General features: G+C 60.5%; 14 protein-coding genes and 1 tRNA gene. 8 read left to right on the top strand and 7 right to left on the bottom strand.

All coding sequences use genetic code 11. The annotated features are described in order from the left end of the window. Nucleotides 1–144: 144 nt before the first annotated feature. The gene (locus FP026_RS00770; protein ID WP_149632746.1) at nt 145–438 is read left to right on the top strand and encodes a SelT/SelW/SelH family protein; all 294 of its coding nucleotides are present in this window, start codon (nt 145–147) and stop codon (nt 436–438) included. Between the two features lie 24 nt (nt 439–462). Here FP026_RS00770 and FP026_RS00765 read toward each other — a convergent pair whose 3' ends face one another. After that, nucleotides 463–903 (bottom strand): BA14K family protein, encoded by a 441-nt coding sequence (locus tag FP026_RS00765; protein WP_149632745.1) that lies wholly within the window; start codon nt 901–903, stop codon nt 463–465. A 189-nt stretch (nt 904–1092) separates the two neighbouring features. On the opposite strand from FP026_RS00765, the gene FP026_RS00760 reads away from it, so the two are divergent. Together FP026_RS00760 and FP026_RS00755 are read left to right on the top strand one after the other, a co-directional pair. Next, on the top strand, nt 1093–2514 hold the full coding sequence (locus FP026_RS00760; protein ID WP_188112477.1) for a phosphomannomutase: 1422 nt from the start codon (nt 1093–1095) through the stop codon (nt 2512–2514). A 92-nt stretch (nt 2515–2606) separates the two neighbouring features. After that, nucleotides 2607–2693 (top strand) — tRNA-Leu (locus FP026_RS00755). Nucleotides 2694–3047: 354 nt separating this feature from the next. On the opposite strand, the gene FP026_RS00750 is transcribed toward FP026_RS00755, so the two are convergent. Continuing rightward, nucleotides 3048–4067 carry a phosphatase PAP2 family protein gene (locus tag FP026_RS00750; protein ID WP_149632743.1) on the bottom strand — a complete coding sequence of 340 codons (1020 nt, stop codon included), beginning with the start codon at nt 4065–4067 and terminating at the stop codon, nt 3048–3050. A 206-nt stretch (nt 4068–4273) separates the two neighbouring features. Here FP026_RS00750 and FP026_RS30710 point away from each other — a divergent pair, with 206 nt between their 5' ends. After that, entirely contained in the window at nt 4274–4402 is a 129-nt protein-coding gene (locus FP026_RS30710; protein ID WP_281024439.1) for a hypothetical protein, read from the top strand. Nucleotides 4403–4450: 48 nt separating this feature from the next. Here the strand turns inward: FP026_RS30710 and FP026_RS00745 are convergent, their stop codons facing one another. Then, nucleotides 4451–4717 (bottom strand): DUF982 domain-containing protein, encoded by a 267-nt coding sequence (locus FP026_RS00745; RefSeq protein WP_149632742.1) that lies wholly within the window; start codon nt 4715–4717, stop codon nt 4451–4453. Between the two features lie 381 nt (nt 4718–5098). Here FP026_RS00745 and FP026_RS00740 point away from each other — a divergent pair, with 381 nt between their 5' ends. Beyond that, nucleotides 5099–5281: a hypothetical protein gene (locus FP026_RS00740; protein WP_149632741.1), complete on the top strand. Its 183-nt coding sequence runs from the start codon at nt 5099–5101 to the stop codon at nt 5279–5281. 123 nt (nt 5282–5404) lie between these two features. Here FP026_RS00740 and FP026_RS00735 read toward each other — a convergent pair whose 3' ends face one another. The 3 genes from FP026_RS00735 to FP026_RS00725 form a co-directional block, all read right to left on the bottom strand. Further along, complete coding sequence (locus FP026_RS00735) at nt 5405–7324, bottom strand: beta-N-acetylhexosaminidase (protein ID WP_149632740.1); 1920 nt, start codon at nt 7322–7324, stop codon at nt 5405–5407. Between the two features lie 138 nt (nt 7325–7462). Continuing rightward, nucleotides 7463–8239: an SDR family oxidoreductase gene (locus FP026_RS00730; protein WP_149632739.1), complete on the bottom strand. Its 777-nt coding sequence runs from the start codon at nt 8237–8239 to the stop codon at nt 7463–7465. A gap of 173 nt (nt 8240–8412) precedes the next feature. After that, nucleotides 8413–9276, bottom strand: coding sequence for a MurR/RpiR family transcriptional regulator (locus tag FP026_RS00725; RefSeq protein WP_149632738.1), 864 nt, complete (start codon nt 9274–9276; stop codon nt 8413–8415). 273 nt (nt 9277–9549) lie between these two features. On the opposite strand from FP026_RS00725, the gene FP026_RS00720 reads away from it, so the two are divergent. From FP026_RS00720 to FP026_RS00710, 3 genes are read left to right on the top strand one after another with little or no spacing between them, the layout of a single operon-like run. Further along, nucleotides 9550–10035 carry a hypothetical protein gene (locus FP026_RS00720; protein WP_149632737.1) on the top strand — a complete coding sequence of 162 codons (486 nt, stop codon included), beginning with the start codon at nt 9550–9552 and terminating at the stop codon, nt 10033–10035. Nucleotides 10036–10046: 11 nt separating this feature from the next. Continuing rightward, complete coding sequence (locus tag FP026_RS00715; RefSeq protein ID WP_149632736.1) at nt 10047–11522, top strand: M81 family metallopeptidase; 1476 nt, start codon at nt 10047–10049, stop codon at nt 11520–11522. A gap of 1 nt (nt 11523) precedes the next feature. After that, nucleotides 11524–12639, top strand: coding sequence for a D-TA family PLP-dependent enzyme (locus FP026_RS00710; protein WP_188112461.1), 1116 nt, complete (start codon nt 11524–11526; stop codon nt 12637–12639). 44 nt (nt 12640–12683) lie between these two features. Here the strand turns inward: FP026_RS00710 and FP026_RS00705 are convergent, their stop codons facing one another. Then, nucleotides 12684–13817, bottom strand: a complete 1134-nt coding sequence (locus tag FP026_RS00705) for an ABC transporter ATP-binding protein (RefSeq protein ID WP_149632735.1) — start codon at nt 13815–13817, stop codon at nt 12684–12686. Between the last annotated feature and the right edge of the window lie 45 nt (nt 13818–13862).

The raw sequence follows: 13862 nt of genomic DNA, 5'->3' as shown, positions 1-13862 counted from the left end.
CTCCACGGAGATGCCGAATCGGCGTTGCCATCTGCCCTTGCGCAATTCCGGACGGAAAACCGCTTCGCACTTTTCCTGGAATTGCTTTGGCTTGCAGCCGGGTAAAGTTGAGCATAAATGTCAGCAAACAACGAGGACTCTGCGATGAGCGACAAGCCCAGGATCACCATTCTCTATTGCACCCAATGCAACTGGCTTTTGCGCTCCGGCTGGATGGCGCAGGAACTCCTGCAGACCTTTACTGACAGTCTCGGCGAAGTGGCGCTGATACCGGGCACCGGCGGCGTCTTCGAAATCCGCATCGACGGCGAGCTTCTATGGGAGCGCAAGCGCGACGGCGGCTTCCCGGGGCCAAAGGAGCTGAAGCAGCGGGTGCGCGATGTCATCGATCCCGAGCGCGACCTCGGCCATACCGATCGTACATCGCTGGAAAGCTAAAACGACCCTTGTGCCGCCGAGCCGTCAGTCGAAGGGCGCGCGGCACGGCTGAAAGCCGCGATTGATCGTGGAATAGAGGTCGGTGCCGGGATTATACGTCCGGTAGCGCTCAGCGCACCATGTCTGATGCCGCATGCGCTGCTGGGCCGGCGAAGGATAGACCGTCCTCGGCGGCGTATAGGTTTCACGCGGCGGAATCTGAATTCGCGGAGCGTCGTAGCGGTTCACCCCACCGGTATAGGGCGGCGTAATCGGTAGCGGCTGGCCGGGGCGAGTGTAAAACTGCCGCTCTCCGAAGCCGAAGCAGCCTCGGGAATCGCAGATGACGGAATTCGTGCCGCGCGGCGGAATGACGATCTTCGGGGAATTCGAGGCGGCGGCTGCAAAATCCGCAGCAAAACCCACCTGGGCCAGCAAGCCGAGTGCGAGAACACATCCGGGCGCGATCCTGCCGAAAACAGTCATGATAAACTCCTATCCACTCTTCCGCGAAACCGCATCCTTTTCGCGGCGGCTGTTACCTATCTGGGGTCGCAGACAAGGCAAAACCAGTGCTACCGGCTCTCGCGGGCAACTGCTCGCGATCAGTTGATCGTCGGCGTCGCTTGCTCCATAACAGCCCGATCATTGCAAGGGAGATTGCCTGTGAGCAGCTTGAAATTCGGAACCAGCGGCCTTCGTGGCCTATCCGCAGACCTCATCGGACGGGCATCCGCTCTCTATGCCACGGCCTTTGCCCGCTATCTGCTAAAGAGCGGTCGTGCCAAATCAGGCGATCTCATCCTGGTCGGCCGCGATTTTCGCGAATCGAGCCCGGCTATCTCCGCCACCTGCATCGGCGCGCTGAAGCGCGCGGGCCTGACACCGATCGACTGCGGCACCCTGCCGACGCCGGCGCTCGCGCTTTATGGGCTTCAGCTGAAAGCGGCCTCGCTGATGATCACCGGCTCGCATATCCCCGCCGACCGCAACGGCATCAAATTCTACCGGCCGGACGGCGAGATCGACAAGCGTGACGAGGTGGCGATCAGCGAGGAAGCTCTGGCGATCGGCGATTCCGTTCTCGACGAAGCGCCAGCAACGGCAGAAAATCGCACGGCGGAGACCGAGGCGCTGTTCCTGGAACGCAACAAGGGCCTGCTGCCATTAGGCAGTCTCGCGGGCCTTACGATCGGCGTCTACCAGCACAGCACGGTCGCGCGCGATCTTTTCGGTGAGGTACTGACACATTACGGCGCCCGCGTCGTGCCGCTCGGCCGCTCCGAGAGCTTCATTCCGGTCGATACCGAAGCAGTCTCGCCCGAGACGATCCGCCTCATGAAAGGCTGGGCGCCGGAGCACGGCCTGGACGCCATCGTTTCGGCCGATGGCGACGGCGACCGGCCGCTGGTGGCGGATGAAACCGGCGAGCCGCTGCGCGGCGACCTGCTCGGCCTCATCGCCGCAAACTTCCTCGGCGCGCAAGTGGTGGTGACCCCGGTCACGTCCAATTCCGGCATCGAATCGGCCGGCTCCTACTCCGTTATCCGCACCCGCGTCGGCTCGCCCTATGTGATCGCCGGCATGGATGAGGCCGTTGCCGCGGATAAGGCCAATGTCATGGGCTTCGAGGCCAATGGCGGTACGCTGACGGCCAGCCGCTTCCATGTCGAGGGCAAACCCTTAGAGCCGCTGCCGACGCGCGACAGCTTCCTGCCGATCCTGGCGACGCTTTATGCCGCGGCGAAAGCGGGCAAGCCGCTTTCGGCCGTTGCCGGCAGCTACCGCCTGCCCTTTGCCGCCGCCGACCGCCTGGAGAATTTTCCGGTCGAGACCAGCGCGGCGCTGATGGCCTATCTGCGTGCTTCCGATGCCAATCTAGCGGATTTCCTGAAACCAATCGCGACCGTCGCTTCCAAGAGCGATATCGACGGGCTCAGGGTCACGCTTGTGGATAACCGAATCATCCATTTCCGCCCTTCCGGCAACGCGCCGGAAATGCGCTGCTATGTGGAAGCATCGAGCGAAAGCGAGGCAAAGACCCTGCTGGAACAGGGACTTGGCCTCATCAGCGCATGGGCTGCAGCCCGGGTTTAACCCGGGCTTCAACCGCTTTTTTCGCGATTGACACTAAAACTTCAAAAACCCTGTTGACACCGGACGGCCACCCCCTTACATGCGTGTCCGTCGCCCAGATGGCGGAATTGGTAGACGCGCCAGCTTCAGGTGCTGGTACCCGAAAGGGTGTGGAGGTTCGAGTCCTCTTCTGGGCACCATTCCATTTTTTCAATCGGTTTCATCCGATACGGATTTGTTCGAATCCGTACTTTGAACCTATTGATATCCCCGGTAAAATCGGAAATCTGTATATCAGGTTGTTCAATCCGTTTCATCAGATGGATTGCAACCACTACCAAGCCATGGCTCCGAACACTACACTGGCTTCGTCGGCTAAATTCCGAGCCGCGCCTCAGGTTCACATCGCTTTAGCAAGAATAGGTGAAAAGAACTACAGGCTCACCGATTCGTTCGGTCTCTACCTGCCAGTGGAGCCTCGGGCACGAAGCGTTGATGCTATGATTACGAGCGCGACGAGAAGCGGAAACCGCCCCCAGGCGAATATCTGAAAACTAGCTCACCATGTCGCTCAATTGCCAGCGCCAGATTCTCGATACTTGGCCTGTGCCGTACCAAATTATGCTGACCACTATGAGCGACAGAACGCTATCCGAGACGTAATGCCAGCCGGTATAGACCGACATGAAGGCTATTACGGCAAAGAAACTCCATGCAATGATGCCCAACCAACGGTTCAGGCTCGTCAGAAAGAAGGCATTTAGTGCGGCAACCGCAACATGAATGCTCGGCATGGCGCTGATGCCACTACCAAGATAAGGCTGCCCGCTCTCATAGGCCAGGAACAAATAGTTTGAGGTCAGCCAGGTATCCATGGCATCGCCTTGACCCCGTAGGATAGTGTCGAGATCAGCGAAACGATCACCACCGTAGATCCGGTCATAGAAGATCGGGCCGACTGACGACAGGGCCGTGGCGAGGACTGTCCCGCAAATGATCAGTGTCAGAGCGTGGGCGAGCAGGTATCTGGCACCGCGCTTCCGATCCGACCAAAGGCCAATGAAGACGAACATAGCGAACCACATCACCTTCCAAGTGACTTCATATTGGAACGCCAGAACGAGAAGCATCGGCCTGTTGACCATCATGTGGCTGAAGAACCATACGTCCGCGCCAAAGATCGTTCGGTCCATACTGGCCAGCAGAGGATCAGCATAGAAAGGCTTGATTTCAGGGATCGCGATCTTGAAGGTGGTGAAAGCCGTCAGGAACAGCAGGAAGCCCAGAACGACAGCTGTCATCTGCAACCCGTCGTTTCGAAGAATGCGTAGCGCGCGCCGCAACGGGGCCATCTTGTCCGTCAAAATGCCTCCGGCAATGACGCCAGCGAATGAAATCATCGGGATGCAGATAAGGAATGTCTGCGCATAGATGCCCAGCAAAGTGAAATAGCGGAAGGGCCAGGCGACCGCAGCGAGCCCGACATACAAAGAGCAAATGCAGAAGAGAATGATCCAGCATCGGCTCGCACTGTTTTGTGTTGTCATCGCGATCGAAGTAGGTTGACCAGACATCAAATCAAACTTCCCAATTCAGCCAGCAAACCATTATCATAGGTTGTATTACCAATTGGTTGTTATCGTCACTTCCTGCCCTGGCTTGCGAGTGGCTTCCCTTCGTGTATCGCGTGCGCGTCCACGGCCAGCCTTTCAGCTATCTTTAAATCGTTGACTGGCGAAGAAGAGATCGACCTAATAGGGGGAACCTTGGGGGATTTTGAATGGACCACAAGAGCGACTGGTATGATCTGATCGTCGGCAATGGCAACGTCAACGAGGGGCTCGGGAGGATGATGGGCTTCATCCTCGCTGTTATCGTGATCCTTGCCCTGATCTTCTGGATGATCTGACCGTTTCCGGCCCGGACGCAACGTCCTTCCCCAGGGCTTCATATCGATCTAGTGAAGACTTCCCGAGTCCGGCCTGACGCTAAGTCCGGCCTCTTCTGCTGCTTCCAGGAAAGCCCTCCGCGATTGCTCGGCGGAGGCCCTGCCGAGCACGGCATCGAGGCATACCAGTACGGCCTCGTCCACGGCAGGTCCGCCGCTTACCGGCCACTCGTCGCTCATGCAATTGGCCGCATCGAGCGCGTTGGTTATGATCGCATAGCGCCCGGCGCCGCCGAGATCGACTATGACGGGGTTGTTCCAATCACCATATTCCATCGTCACGCCTCCTCAACCGTTGAGCGCTATCAATGCTGCGATCAGAAACGATCCGGTGCCGACGCATGCGGCTATCGTGGTATAATAGTCCATGAAATCAACTCCTCTCCTGACGCCATGAGGCGATAACGGGAGCGGTGGCGAGATGTTCCTGGGCTGTGGGCGCGCCGTGAAGATTTTCCTGGGGCTTCATCGGCTCAGGCCCGATGCAGGACGCGGCCCGCCTGCTCGATGCCTCTTTCCCATGCCTCAGGCGCCGATCGATCCCATCTGCGCTTCCCGCTATGCGCAAACCTCCATCCCGCTACGGCGCTAGCTCCCGCGCTCCCAACTGGCTAGTTTTTGAAGCAGGGAGGTGAGACGAATAAGGGGAACAACAAAATGAACCACGTCTGCAATCTGCTCTGGCTTGCCTTCAGCGTCGCTCTTCTCTTTGCCGCATTGAACCGGCGGCTGGTCGGGGATTACGTCGCCATGTGGTATCTGCTCGTCATCACCGCCATGACAGTGATGGCCTGGGCGGGTTTCTTCCCGACCGATATGGCGACCTTGCGGGCGGGGTAAAACGCTTCGGCGCGATGATCGTGCAATCCTGTTGGCCGTTGCCTTGATCGCTGCCAGACACGAAAAAGCCGCCGAAAATCTATCTCGGCGGCCTGAAGCGTGATCGAAGGTCGGGCCGACCCTCTAAAGCTTCGGGCTCAGCGGGACGATGGCGGCAAAGCGCAGCCAATCCTTCTGCGCCTTCGGCGTCCAGGCGGCCTCGGCGATGGCCGGCAGGCGCGGGAAGACCAGACGGTTGAAATAGTCGCGGGAGACGAAATTCTCCTGCCAGATGCAGGCCTGCACGCCTTTCATCAGATGCTTCAGCTCATCGGGGAAATCGCCCTCGGCCTCATAGGCGTAGGAATGGGCAGGCGGCACCGTGCCCGCCCAGCTCGCGCCCGGCTCCTGCCAGGCATCGGCCTGCACCATGTCGAGATAATAGGCTTGGCCCGGCGTCATGACGACTTCATAGCCCTCACGTGCAAGCTCGATGCCGACCTCGGGCTTTTCCCAGGCCATCAGCAAGGAGCCTTCCGGATCGACACCGCCGCCATGGGCGACCTCGTTCCAGCCGGCGAGCTTGCGGCCGCGTTCGTTGAGCATGGCCTTGATACGCTTCAGGAAATAGGACTGCAGCCCAAACGTCCCCGAAATGCCCTCCTGCTCCATCAGCTTGCGTGCGAGCGGCGAGGCGAGCCAGGACCCGTTGGCGACCTCATCGCCGCCGATATGGATATATTCGGATGGAAAGAGCTCGACCATTTCGTCGAAGACTTTGCCGAGGAATTCATAAGTGAGCTCGATCGCCGGATTAAGCGCATTGTTCGGGAAACCTTGCACGGAGTGATAGCTATCCGGCGCCTCCTGCCCATCGGTCAGATCAGGCAGGGCAACGAGAGTGGCGGTGCTGTGGCCGGGAATGTCGATCTCGGGGATGACTTCGATGCCGAGCGCCGCGGCGTGGGCGACGATATCTAGGACCTCAGCCTGCGAATAGAAGCCGCCGATCGGCTCGGCGGCGTTGCCGAGTTGCGGCAGCAGCGGCTCGTCCGGTCCGCGCAGCACGCCCGTGGTGGTCAACTGCGGATAGGCGCGGATCTCCAGCCGCCAGGCCTCATCATCTGTCAGATGCCAATGGAAGATATTGAGCTTCAGCCAGGCGAGAATGTCGAGCAGGCGCAGGACATCGTCCTTGGGGGTAAATTGTCTGGAAACGTCGAGATGGCAGCCGCGCCAGCCGTAACGCGGCCGGTCGGCGATCACGCCGGAAGTCGGGAAGCGGAATTTGCCGGGCTCGCGCCGCGCGCCATCGAGAAGCTGCGCCAGCGTCGTCAAGCCATAGAGGCGGCCCGAAGCGGCGGAGAAGGAAAGCACGACTTCATCGCCGGAGAAGGAAAGCTCATAGGCTTCGCGGGCAAGTGCCGGCCGCTCGATGAAACGCAGCGCCCGGCCCCCAGGCGCGGCAATGAGGCTGAAGGCGATGTGATTGGAAGGAAAGAGACGGCGGAACAGCGCCTGCGCGGTGGCAAGCGCCTGCACGCTCGCGGCATCCGTTCCCTTGGCCGGATAGAGCGCGACCGGAAAGTCTTCACCTGGCTTGACATCGATCTTTGCCGGCCAGGGCTGGATCGCATAGGGAAGCTCCAGCCGGCCTTCCGGCAGCAGCGCCGGCGGCGGCTCGCTGGCGCGATCGGCCAGCAGGAGATCCGATGTAAAGACAGTAACATGCGTGCCATCTGCCAGCGTCACATAGGCGGATTTGGCGCCATCGGTGCAGTGCCGCGCGCTCCTATGAAGTGCCGAGACAGTGAAGGTCCAGCTCCCTCCGGGCGCGATAGACACGCCGGCTGGCGGGGCGAACTCATGAAAATTGGCGTTGCGGCGCACGAAGACGGCATTGTCGCAGGCTTGCGGATCGACCAGGCGCGTCAGCGTCGTATAGGCAAGGCGAAAATTCTCAAGAGGCGCATCCGAGAAATTGAAAAGCGTCAGGGTCAGCCGACCATGCTTTCCACCCTCGGGAGACCAGGTGTTTTCGAGATGATAGGAGGACGGCTGCATCATGTTCCCCTTTTGGCAGTGCACGTCAGAGCATGATGCCGAAAAGTGTGAGCGGTTTTCGGACGACATCATGCTCTGCTCTTTTGGTTCTAGGGCGGATTCAGATTTTAGGTCGGTTTGACCTAAAATCATCCGACCCTAGTAATGTTCTGATTGGGAGAAGGTGTGGGCGAGTTCCGCCTGCCCCGCCGTCAGGCCGCAATCGACAGGCAGGCAGACGCCAGTGATCGCCGAGGCGAGCGGGCTTGCGAGGAAGGAAACAGCATTGGCGACATCGACGGGATCGACCACGCGCTGCAGCGCATACCAGCGCTTCGCCTCTTCAAAGACATTCGGATTGGCGGCGGCGCGCGCTTCCCAGGCCTGGGTGCGGACCGTGCCGGGCGCCACCGCATTCGCACGGATGCCGAACTTGCCGTATTCCACCGCGACCAGCCGGGTGAAATGCAAAAGCCCGGCCTTGGCGGCGCTATAGGCCGGATGACCGAAAACGGCCAGGCCATTGACGGAGGCTATATTGATGACCGACCCCTTCGACGCCTTCAGCATGTCCTCGACAGCACGGAAGCAGAGGAACGCCGCCTCGAGATTGAGGGCATTGTCGGCGCGCCATATGGCGGGCGTCGTATCGTGAAGACTGACGGCGCGGGCGGCACCGGCATTGTTGACCAGCGTCTTCAATCCGCCCAGTCCCGATGCTGCCTTGGCCATGGCGGCAACATCGCCGTCGCTGGTGATATCCGCTTTGAGCGGCACGAAGCGCTCCACCGGACCGAGCGCCTGCGCCGCCGTCTGCACCGCCGCCTCGTCTATATCGACGAGCAGGATGACATCATGGTCATCCGCCAGCCGCTTTGCGATGGCACGGCCGATATCGCCGGCCGCCCCTGTGACAATGGCAACGGATTTGCTCATATGGTTTCCTCTAATTCGTTCCCGAGCGGACGTTGCCGCTCCTTATTGTTGTTTGTCGGTAACTCCAGACTAAAGCGCGTCGCGATCTTTCAGATTCGCTTCCCACGCTTTAGGTCTTTGATTTTGCGCATGTCGTTGTCGCAAAACCGCTGCGCACTTTTGCGCGACATGCTTTAGTCCCCGAGAAGCTGGCGATCGTCGCCGTCGCGATGGGTCACGAGCTGTTGCTTGATGCGGCGCAATATCACCGTCGCTTGCGGCTGGATGCGATGGGCGACCAGACTGGCGAGAATGTCAACCACGGCAAGATAGGCGATGCGCGTCGACGTCGGCCGATAGATATTGTCGCCTTCCGGCAGGTCGATCGGCAGCGTGATATCGGCAGCATGCGCCACCGGGCTTCCGCTCTGCGTCAGCGCAATGGTCGGCACCTTGGCTTCGCGCGCCAGCATGAAGGCGCGCACCAGCTCGGCATTGCGGCCAGAGAAGGACGAACCGATCAGCACATCCGCCGGCTTGGCGGCGGCCGCCATCATCAGCTGCATGCTGTGGTCGGAACTTGACGTAATCCGCAGGCCGAAGCGGAACAGCCTGTTCTGCAGCTCGTTGGCGATCATCGAGGAATTGCCGCCGGAGCCGAAGGCGTAAATCATCTCGGCGCCGGCAAGCCGGTTTGCCGCCTGCTCGATGGCGGCGACATCCAGGCCACGATGCAGCAGGAAAAGTGCGTTCTGCGCCTTAGTAATAATGTCCTGGGCAACGTCGGCCGGCGCTATGCTCTTCGGCTCGGGCTTCAGATAGCGCATGCCGACATAGGCCGTCCGCGCCAGCTGCACCTTGAAATCGGAAAAGCTTTCGCAGCCGAGGCGACGACAGAAGCGCGTCACCGTGGGCGGCGAGACGTCCGCCTTGCCCGCAAGCTCGATGATGGAAGCATTAACGGCGAATTCGAAATCGTTGAGGACGATATCGGCGATGCGGATTTCCGATTGCGAAAGCCGGCCCCTCTCGTCCTGCATGGTCGTGAAGATATCCATCAGCCCCCCTTGTCGCAGTTTTCCAAACGTTTGACACGTAGTAAGCGACGCAATCCATCGCAATCTCGTCATTCCCGCCTTTGCCTGTGGACAGGCTTGCAGGCGGGCGCGCGTTGCCATTCGTCCCCATCAGGCAGAAACCTTGACGTGTGACGGCCGCCATGCGGTTCCTGCAAATTATTTTCTTGATGCGTTGACAAGTGACCATAGAAAGCGGAATTTGACCAGCGAAAATCGAAAATCGTGAAAAGAATTTAAATGACGGCGGTTACAATGCGTGATCCTTTCAAGAATCCTTTCCCTGCCGGCGACGTCGCGCGGCACTCGATCTGGGAAATGCTCGTTTCGCGCGATATCGACGCTTTTCTTGCCGCCGATTGGTCGATGGTATCGGGCGATTTCGTCGAAGAGGGATTCATCGGCATCGACGGCCGCGGCGAAATCAGCCCCGACGAGTGGCGCCTCGCTTTCCCGACGCTATCCGCCTATCGCGACGAGTGGCTGCGCCAGGCGCGCGACTTTGCCACGCAGTCCTTCGCCGAGGATCCGCGCACGGCCATTTTCACCACGACGACGCTCGAAGACATCGAGATCGAGGGCGACATGGCTCTCGTGCGCAAGAAGTTCGACGGCAGCCTGAAGAAGTCGGATGGCGGCATCGACGTGTTGAAGTGGCAGACGCTTTACTATTGCCGCCTGCATGAGGGACGCTGGAAGATCAGCGGCTTTACCGGTTATCTGCCGAATCCCATGGAATAGAGGCGACGGCGTTGCGCATTTTCACTGCGACCTTCGCGACCGAGACGAACACCTTCTCCCCCATCTGCATCGACCGGCGCGCTTTCGAAGCCTCTCTCTATGCACCCCCCGGCATGCATCCTGAAACACCGACCCTCTGTTCGGCGCCGATCACCGTGGGACGGCGCATCGCGGCGGAAAAAGGCTGGGACGTGATCGAGGGCACCGCCGCCTGGGCCGATCCGGCCGGGCTGGTGAACCGCCGGACCTATGAGGAGCTGCGGGACGAGATCCTCGACCAGCTGCGGGCGGCACTGCCGGTCGATGCCGTCATTCTCGGGCTGCACGGCGCCATGGTCGCGAATGGTTACGAGGACACGGAAGGCGATTTCCTGTCGCGCGTCCGCGAGATCGTCGGGCCTGATACCCTCGTCTGCGCCGAGCTTGATCCGCACAGCCATCTGACCGGGAAACGCCTCGCGGCCGTGAATTTCCTCGTCTATTTCAAGGAATTCCCGCATACGGATTTCGTCGATCGCGCCGAGGATCTCTGGCGCATCGCCATCGATACGCTGGAAGGCCGTGTCAAGCCGGCCATGTCAGTGTTCGATTGCCGCATGATCGACGTCTTTCCGACATCGCGCGAGCCGATGCGCTCCTTCGTCGACAAGATCATGGCGATGGAAAAGAGCGACGCCGACATCCTGTCGATCTCGGTCATTCACGGCTTCATGGCCGGCGACGTGCCGGATATGGGCACGAAGCTGCTCGTCGTCACCGATAATAAGCCGGATAAGGGTTCTGCTCTCGCCCGCGACCTCGGGCTGGAGCTCTTCTCCAAGCGCGGCACCTTCATCATGCCGCAGATCGATGAGAAGCAGGCCGTAAGCCAGGCGATGGCTGCAACCTCGGGTCCGGTCGTGATTGCCGATCTCTGGGACAATCCCGGCGGCGGCACGGCGGGAGACGCCACGGTCGTGCTGCAGGAACTGCTCGATCGCGGAGCCACCGACACGGCGATCGGTACGATCTGGGATCCGATGGCCGTGCAGATCTGCATGGCTGCCGGCGAAGGCGCGGAAATCCCGCTGCGCTTCGGGGCGAAATCGGCACCGGGCACGGGCAATCCCATCGACGGCCGCGTGAAGATCGTCCGCCTCGTCACCAATGCAGAGATGCGCTTCGGCGAAAGCATAGCCCCCTTCGGCGATGCCGTGCATATCCAGCTCGATGGTATCGACATCATCCTGAATTCGACGCGGGCTCAGAGCTTCGATCCGAGCCTGTTTTCCGTGATGGACATCGACCCCGGAACCAAGAAGATCCTGGTTATCAAGTCGACCAATCACTTCTATGCGTCCTTCTCCAAGATCGCCACGCAGATCCTTTACTGCTCGGCGGGAACACCTTATCCCAACAATCCGGCGCACACGCCCTATCATCGCGCGCGTAAGGACATCTGGCCGATGGTTGCAGATCCCTTTGCAGAAGAACGGAAAGGTGCCTGACATGGCCCATCACATCGCTCATGACATCGCCTCGGAGATCAGCCCCAAGCCCGGCGACCGGATAGAAGAGCTTTCGACGCCGCGCCCGATCATCGATGAAGACCGGCTGGCGGGCAACATTGCACGCGTGCAATCCTACATGGATGCTCACGGCCTAAACTTCCGCCCGCATATCAAGACGCACAAGATCCCCGCGCTCGCGCAGGCGCAGGTCGCCGCCGGTGCCAAGGGCATCAACTGCCAGAAGATCACCGAGGCGGAAGCTTTCGCCGATGCGGGCTTCGAGGATATTCTTATCACCTTCAATATTCTCGGCTGGGAAAAACTCGCACGTCTTGCCGCTTTGAACGAGCGCATCAGCGGGCTGAAGGTCGTTGCCGACAGCGCCGTCACGGTCGATGGCCTTTCCCATTGGTTCGCCAGCCGCAAGCCGCTCACCGTGTTTGTAGAATGCGACACCGGCGGAGCGCGCTGCGGCGTACAATCGCCCGCGGAGGCTGCCGCTCTCGGCAAGCATATCGCAGGCAAGCCAGGCCTCAACTTTGGCGGCCTGATGACCTATCCGAAGCCGGACAACGCCGCCGCGACGCAGGAATTTCTGTCGGAAGCCGTAAAGCTCCTGAAGGCCGAAGAGGTCGAATGCCCGATCGTCAGCAATGGCGGCACGCCCAGCCTCTTCGAGGCACATCTCGTGACCGCGGCCACGGAGCATCGTGCCGGCACCTACATCTATAATGACCGTTCCATGGTGCGTGCGGGACATTGCCGCGAAGAGGATTGTGCCATGCACATCCTCGCTACCGTCGTCTCACGGCCGACGGCAGATCGGGCCGTCATCGATGCCGGTTCGAAGGCGCTCACCTCGGATCTTCTCGGGTTTGCCGATTATGGCCAGGTGGTCGGCTATCCCGACGCCGTCATCAAGGGACTTTCTGAGGAGCACGGCGTCATCGACCTGTCGAAGTGCAGCGGCCCTCGCCCGCAGATCGGCGACAAGATCCGCATCATCCCGAACCACACCTGCGTCGTCTCCAACCTCTTCGACCAGATGGTGTTTCATCGTGACGGCGTGGTGACGCGTGTCGAGGACGTGGCGGCTCGCGGCCTGGTCTGGTAGGCGTCTCCGCACCCGCCCTCGTGGTTACTTCCGGGCCGCTCCCGTCAAGAAGCGGCCTGATTCAGCAATTCCATGTCGATTTCGGTCAATTCCACCCGCCGCTCGAAAGCCTGGCCGCTCTCGTCGAAAAGGTGGCAGTCACCGACACCGATGCCGGTCTTGAGCGGCACATCCATGCGGATGGCGGCGCTGCCAGGCAGGGTCGCGCAGAAATTCTCGTCGATGCCTTCCGCGGCGGCGTAGGCGACGGTCTGCGCGCCAAGACGCTCGACAACGTTCGGAACGATTGTCAACGTCAGGTCGCCGCCGGCAAGCTGCACGTGTTCGGGCCGGATGCCGAGCGTCAGCGCCTTGCCGACGACGCCCTGGCGCGGCGTTACGGGCAATACGGCCTTCTGGCCCTTGTGATCCACCTCCACCCCCGCGTCGCTGACATTGGTGCAAATGACGGGCAGGAAGTTCATCTTCGGGTTGCCGATGAAGCGGGCGACGAAGGTATTTGCCGGCTTGTGATAAAGCTCCAGCGGCGCGCCGACCTGCGATATCTCGCCGGCATTCAGCACGACGATGCGATCGGCCATGGTCATGGCTTCGACCTGGTCATGCGTCACATAGATCATGGTCGCCTGCAGCTGGCGGTGCAACTTTGCCAGCTCGATGCGCATGTCGGCGCGCAGCGCGGCATCGAGGTTGGACAGTGGCTCGTCGAAGAGGAAGATCTTCGGCTCGCGTACGATGGCTCGGCCGATGGCAACGCGCTGGCGCTGGCCGCCGGACAGCTGACCCGGCTTCTGTTGCAGGCGCTGATCGAGATGGAGGATGCGCGCGGCATGTTCGACCTTGGCCTTCAGCTTGTCTTCCGGCATCCTCTCCACCCGCAGGGGGAAGGCGATGTTCTCGAATACAGACATATGCGGATAGAGAGCATAGGACTGAAAGACCATGGCGATGCCGCGCTTAACGGGCGGCAGATCATTGACGCGGGCGCCATCAATCTTGATGTCGCCGCTGGTCACATCGTCGAGACCGGCGATCATGCGCAGCAGGGTGGACTTGCCGCAGCCGGACGGACCGACGAAGACGATGAATTCACCGTCCGTTACGTCGAGCTCGACGCCCTTGATGACCTCGAAATGACCATAGAATTTTTTGACCTGATTAAGGTGCAGCTTTCCCAAACTCTGTCTCCGCGCGGCGCCGCCATATGGCGGGCGGGGCTCGAA

The sequence above is a fragment of the Martinezella tropici genome, from assembly GCF_008370325.1.
In the GTDB taxonomy this organism is placed as follows: Bacteria; Pseudomonadota; Alphaproteobacteria; order Rhizobiales; family Rhizobiaceae; genus Rhizobium; species Rhizobium tropici_B.
The sequence above is the reverse complement of the archived record's forward strand: the minus strand, read 5'-3'. Positions and strand labels throughout refer to the sequence as shown.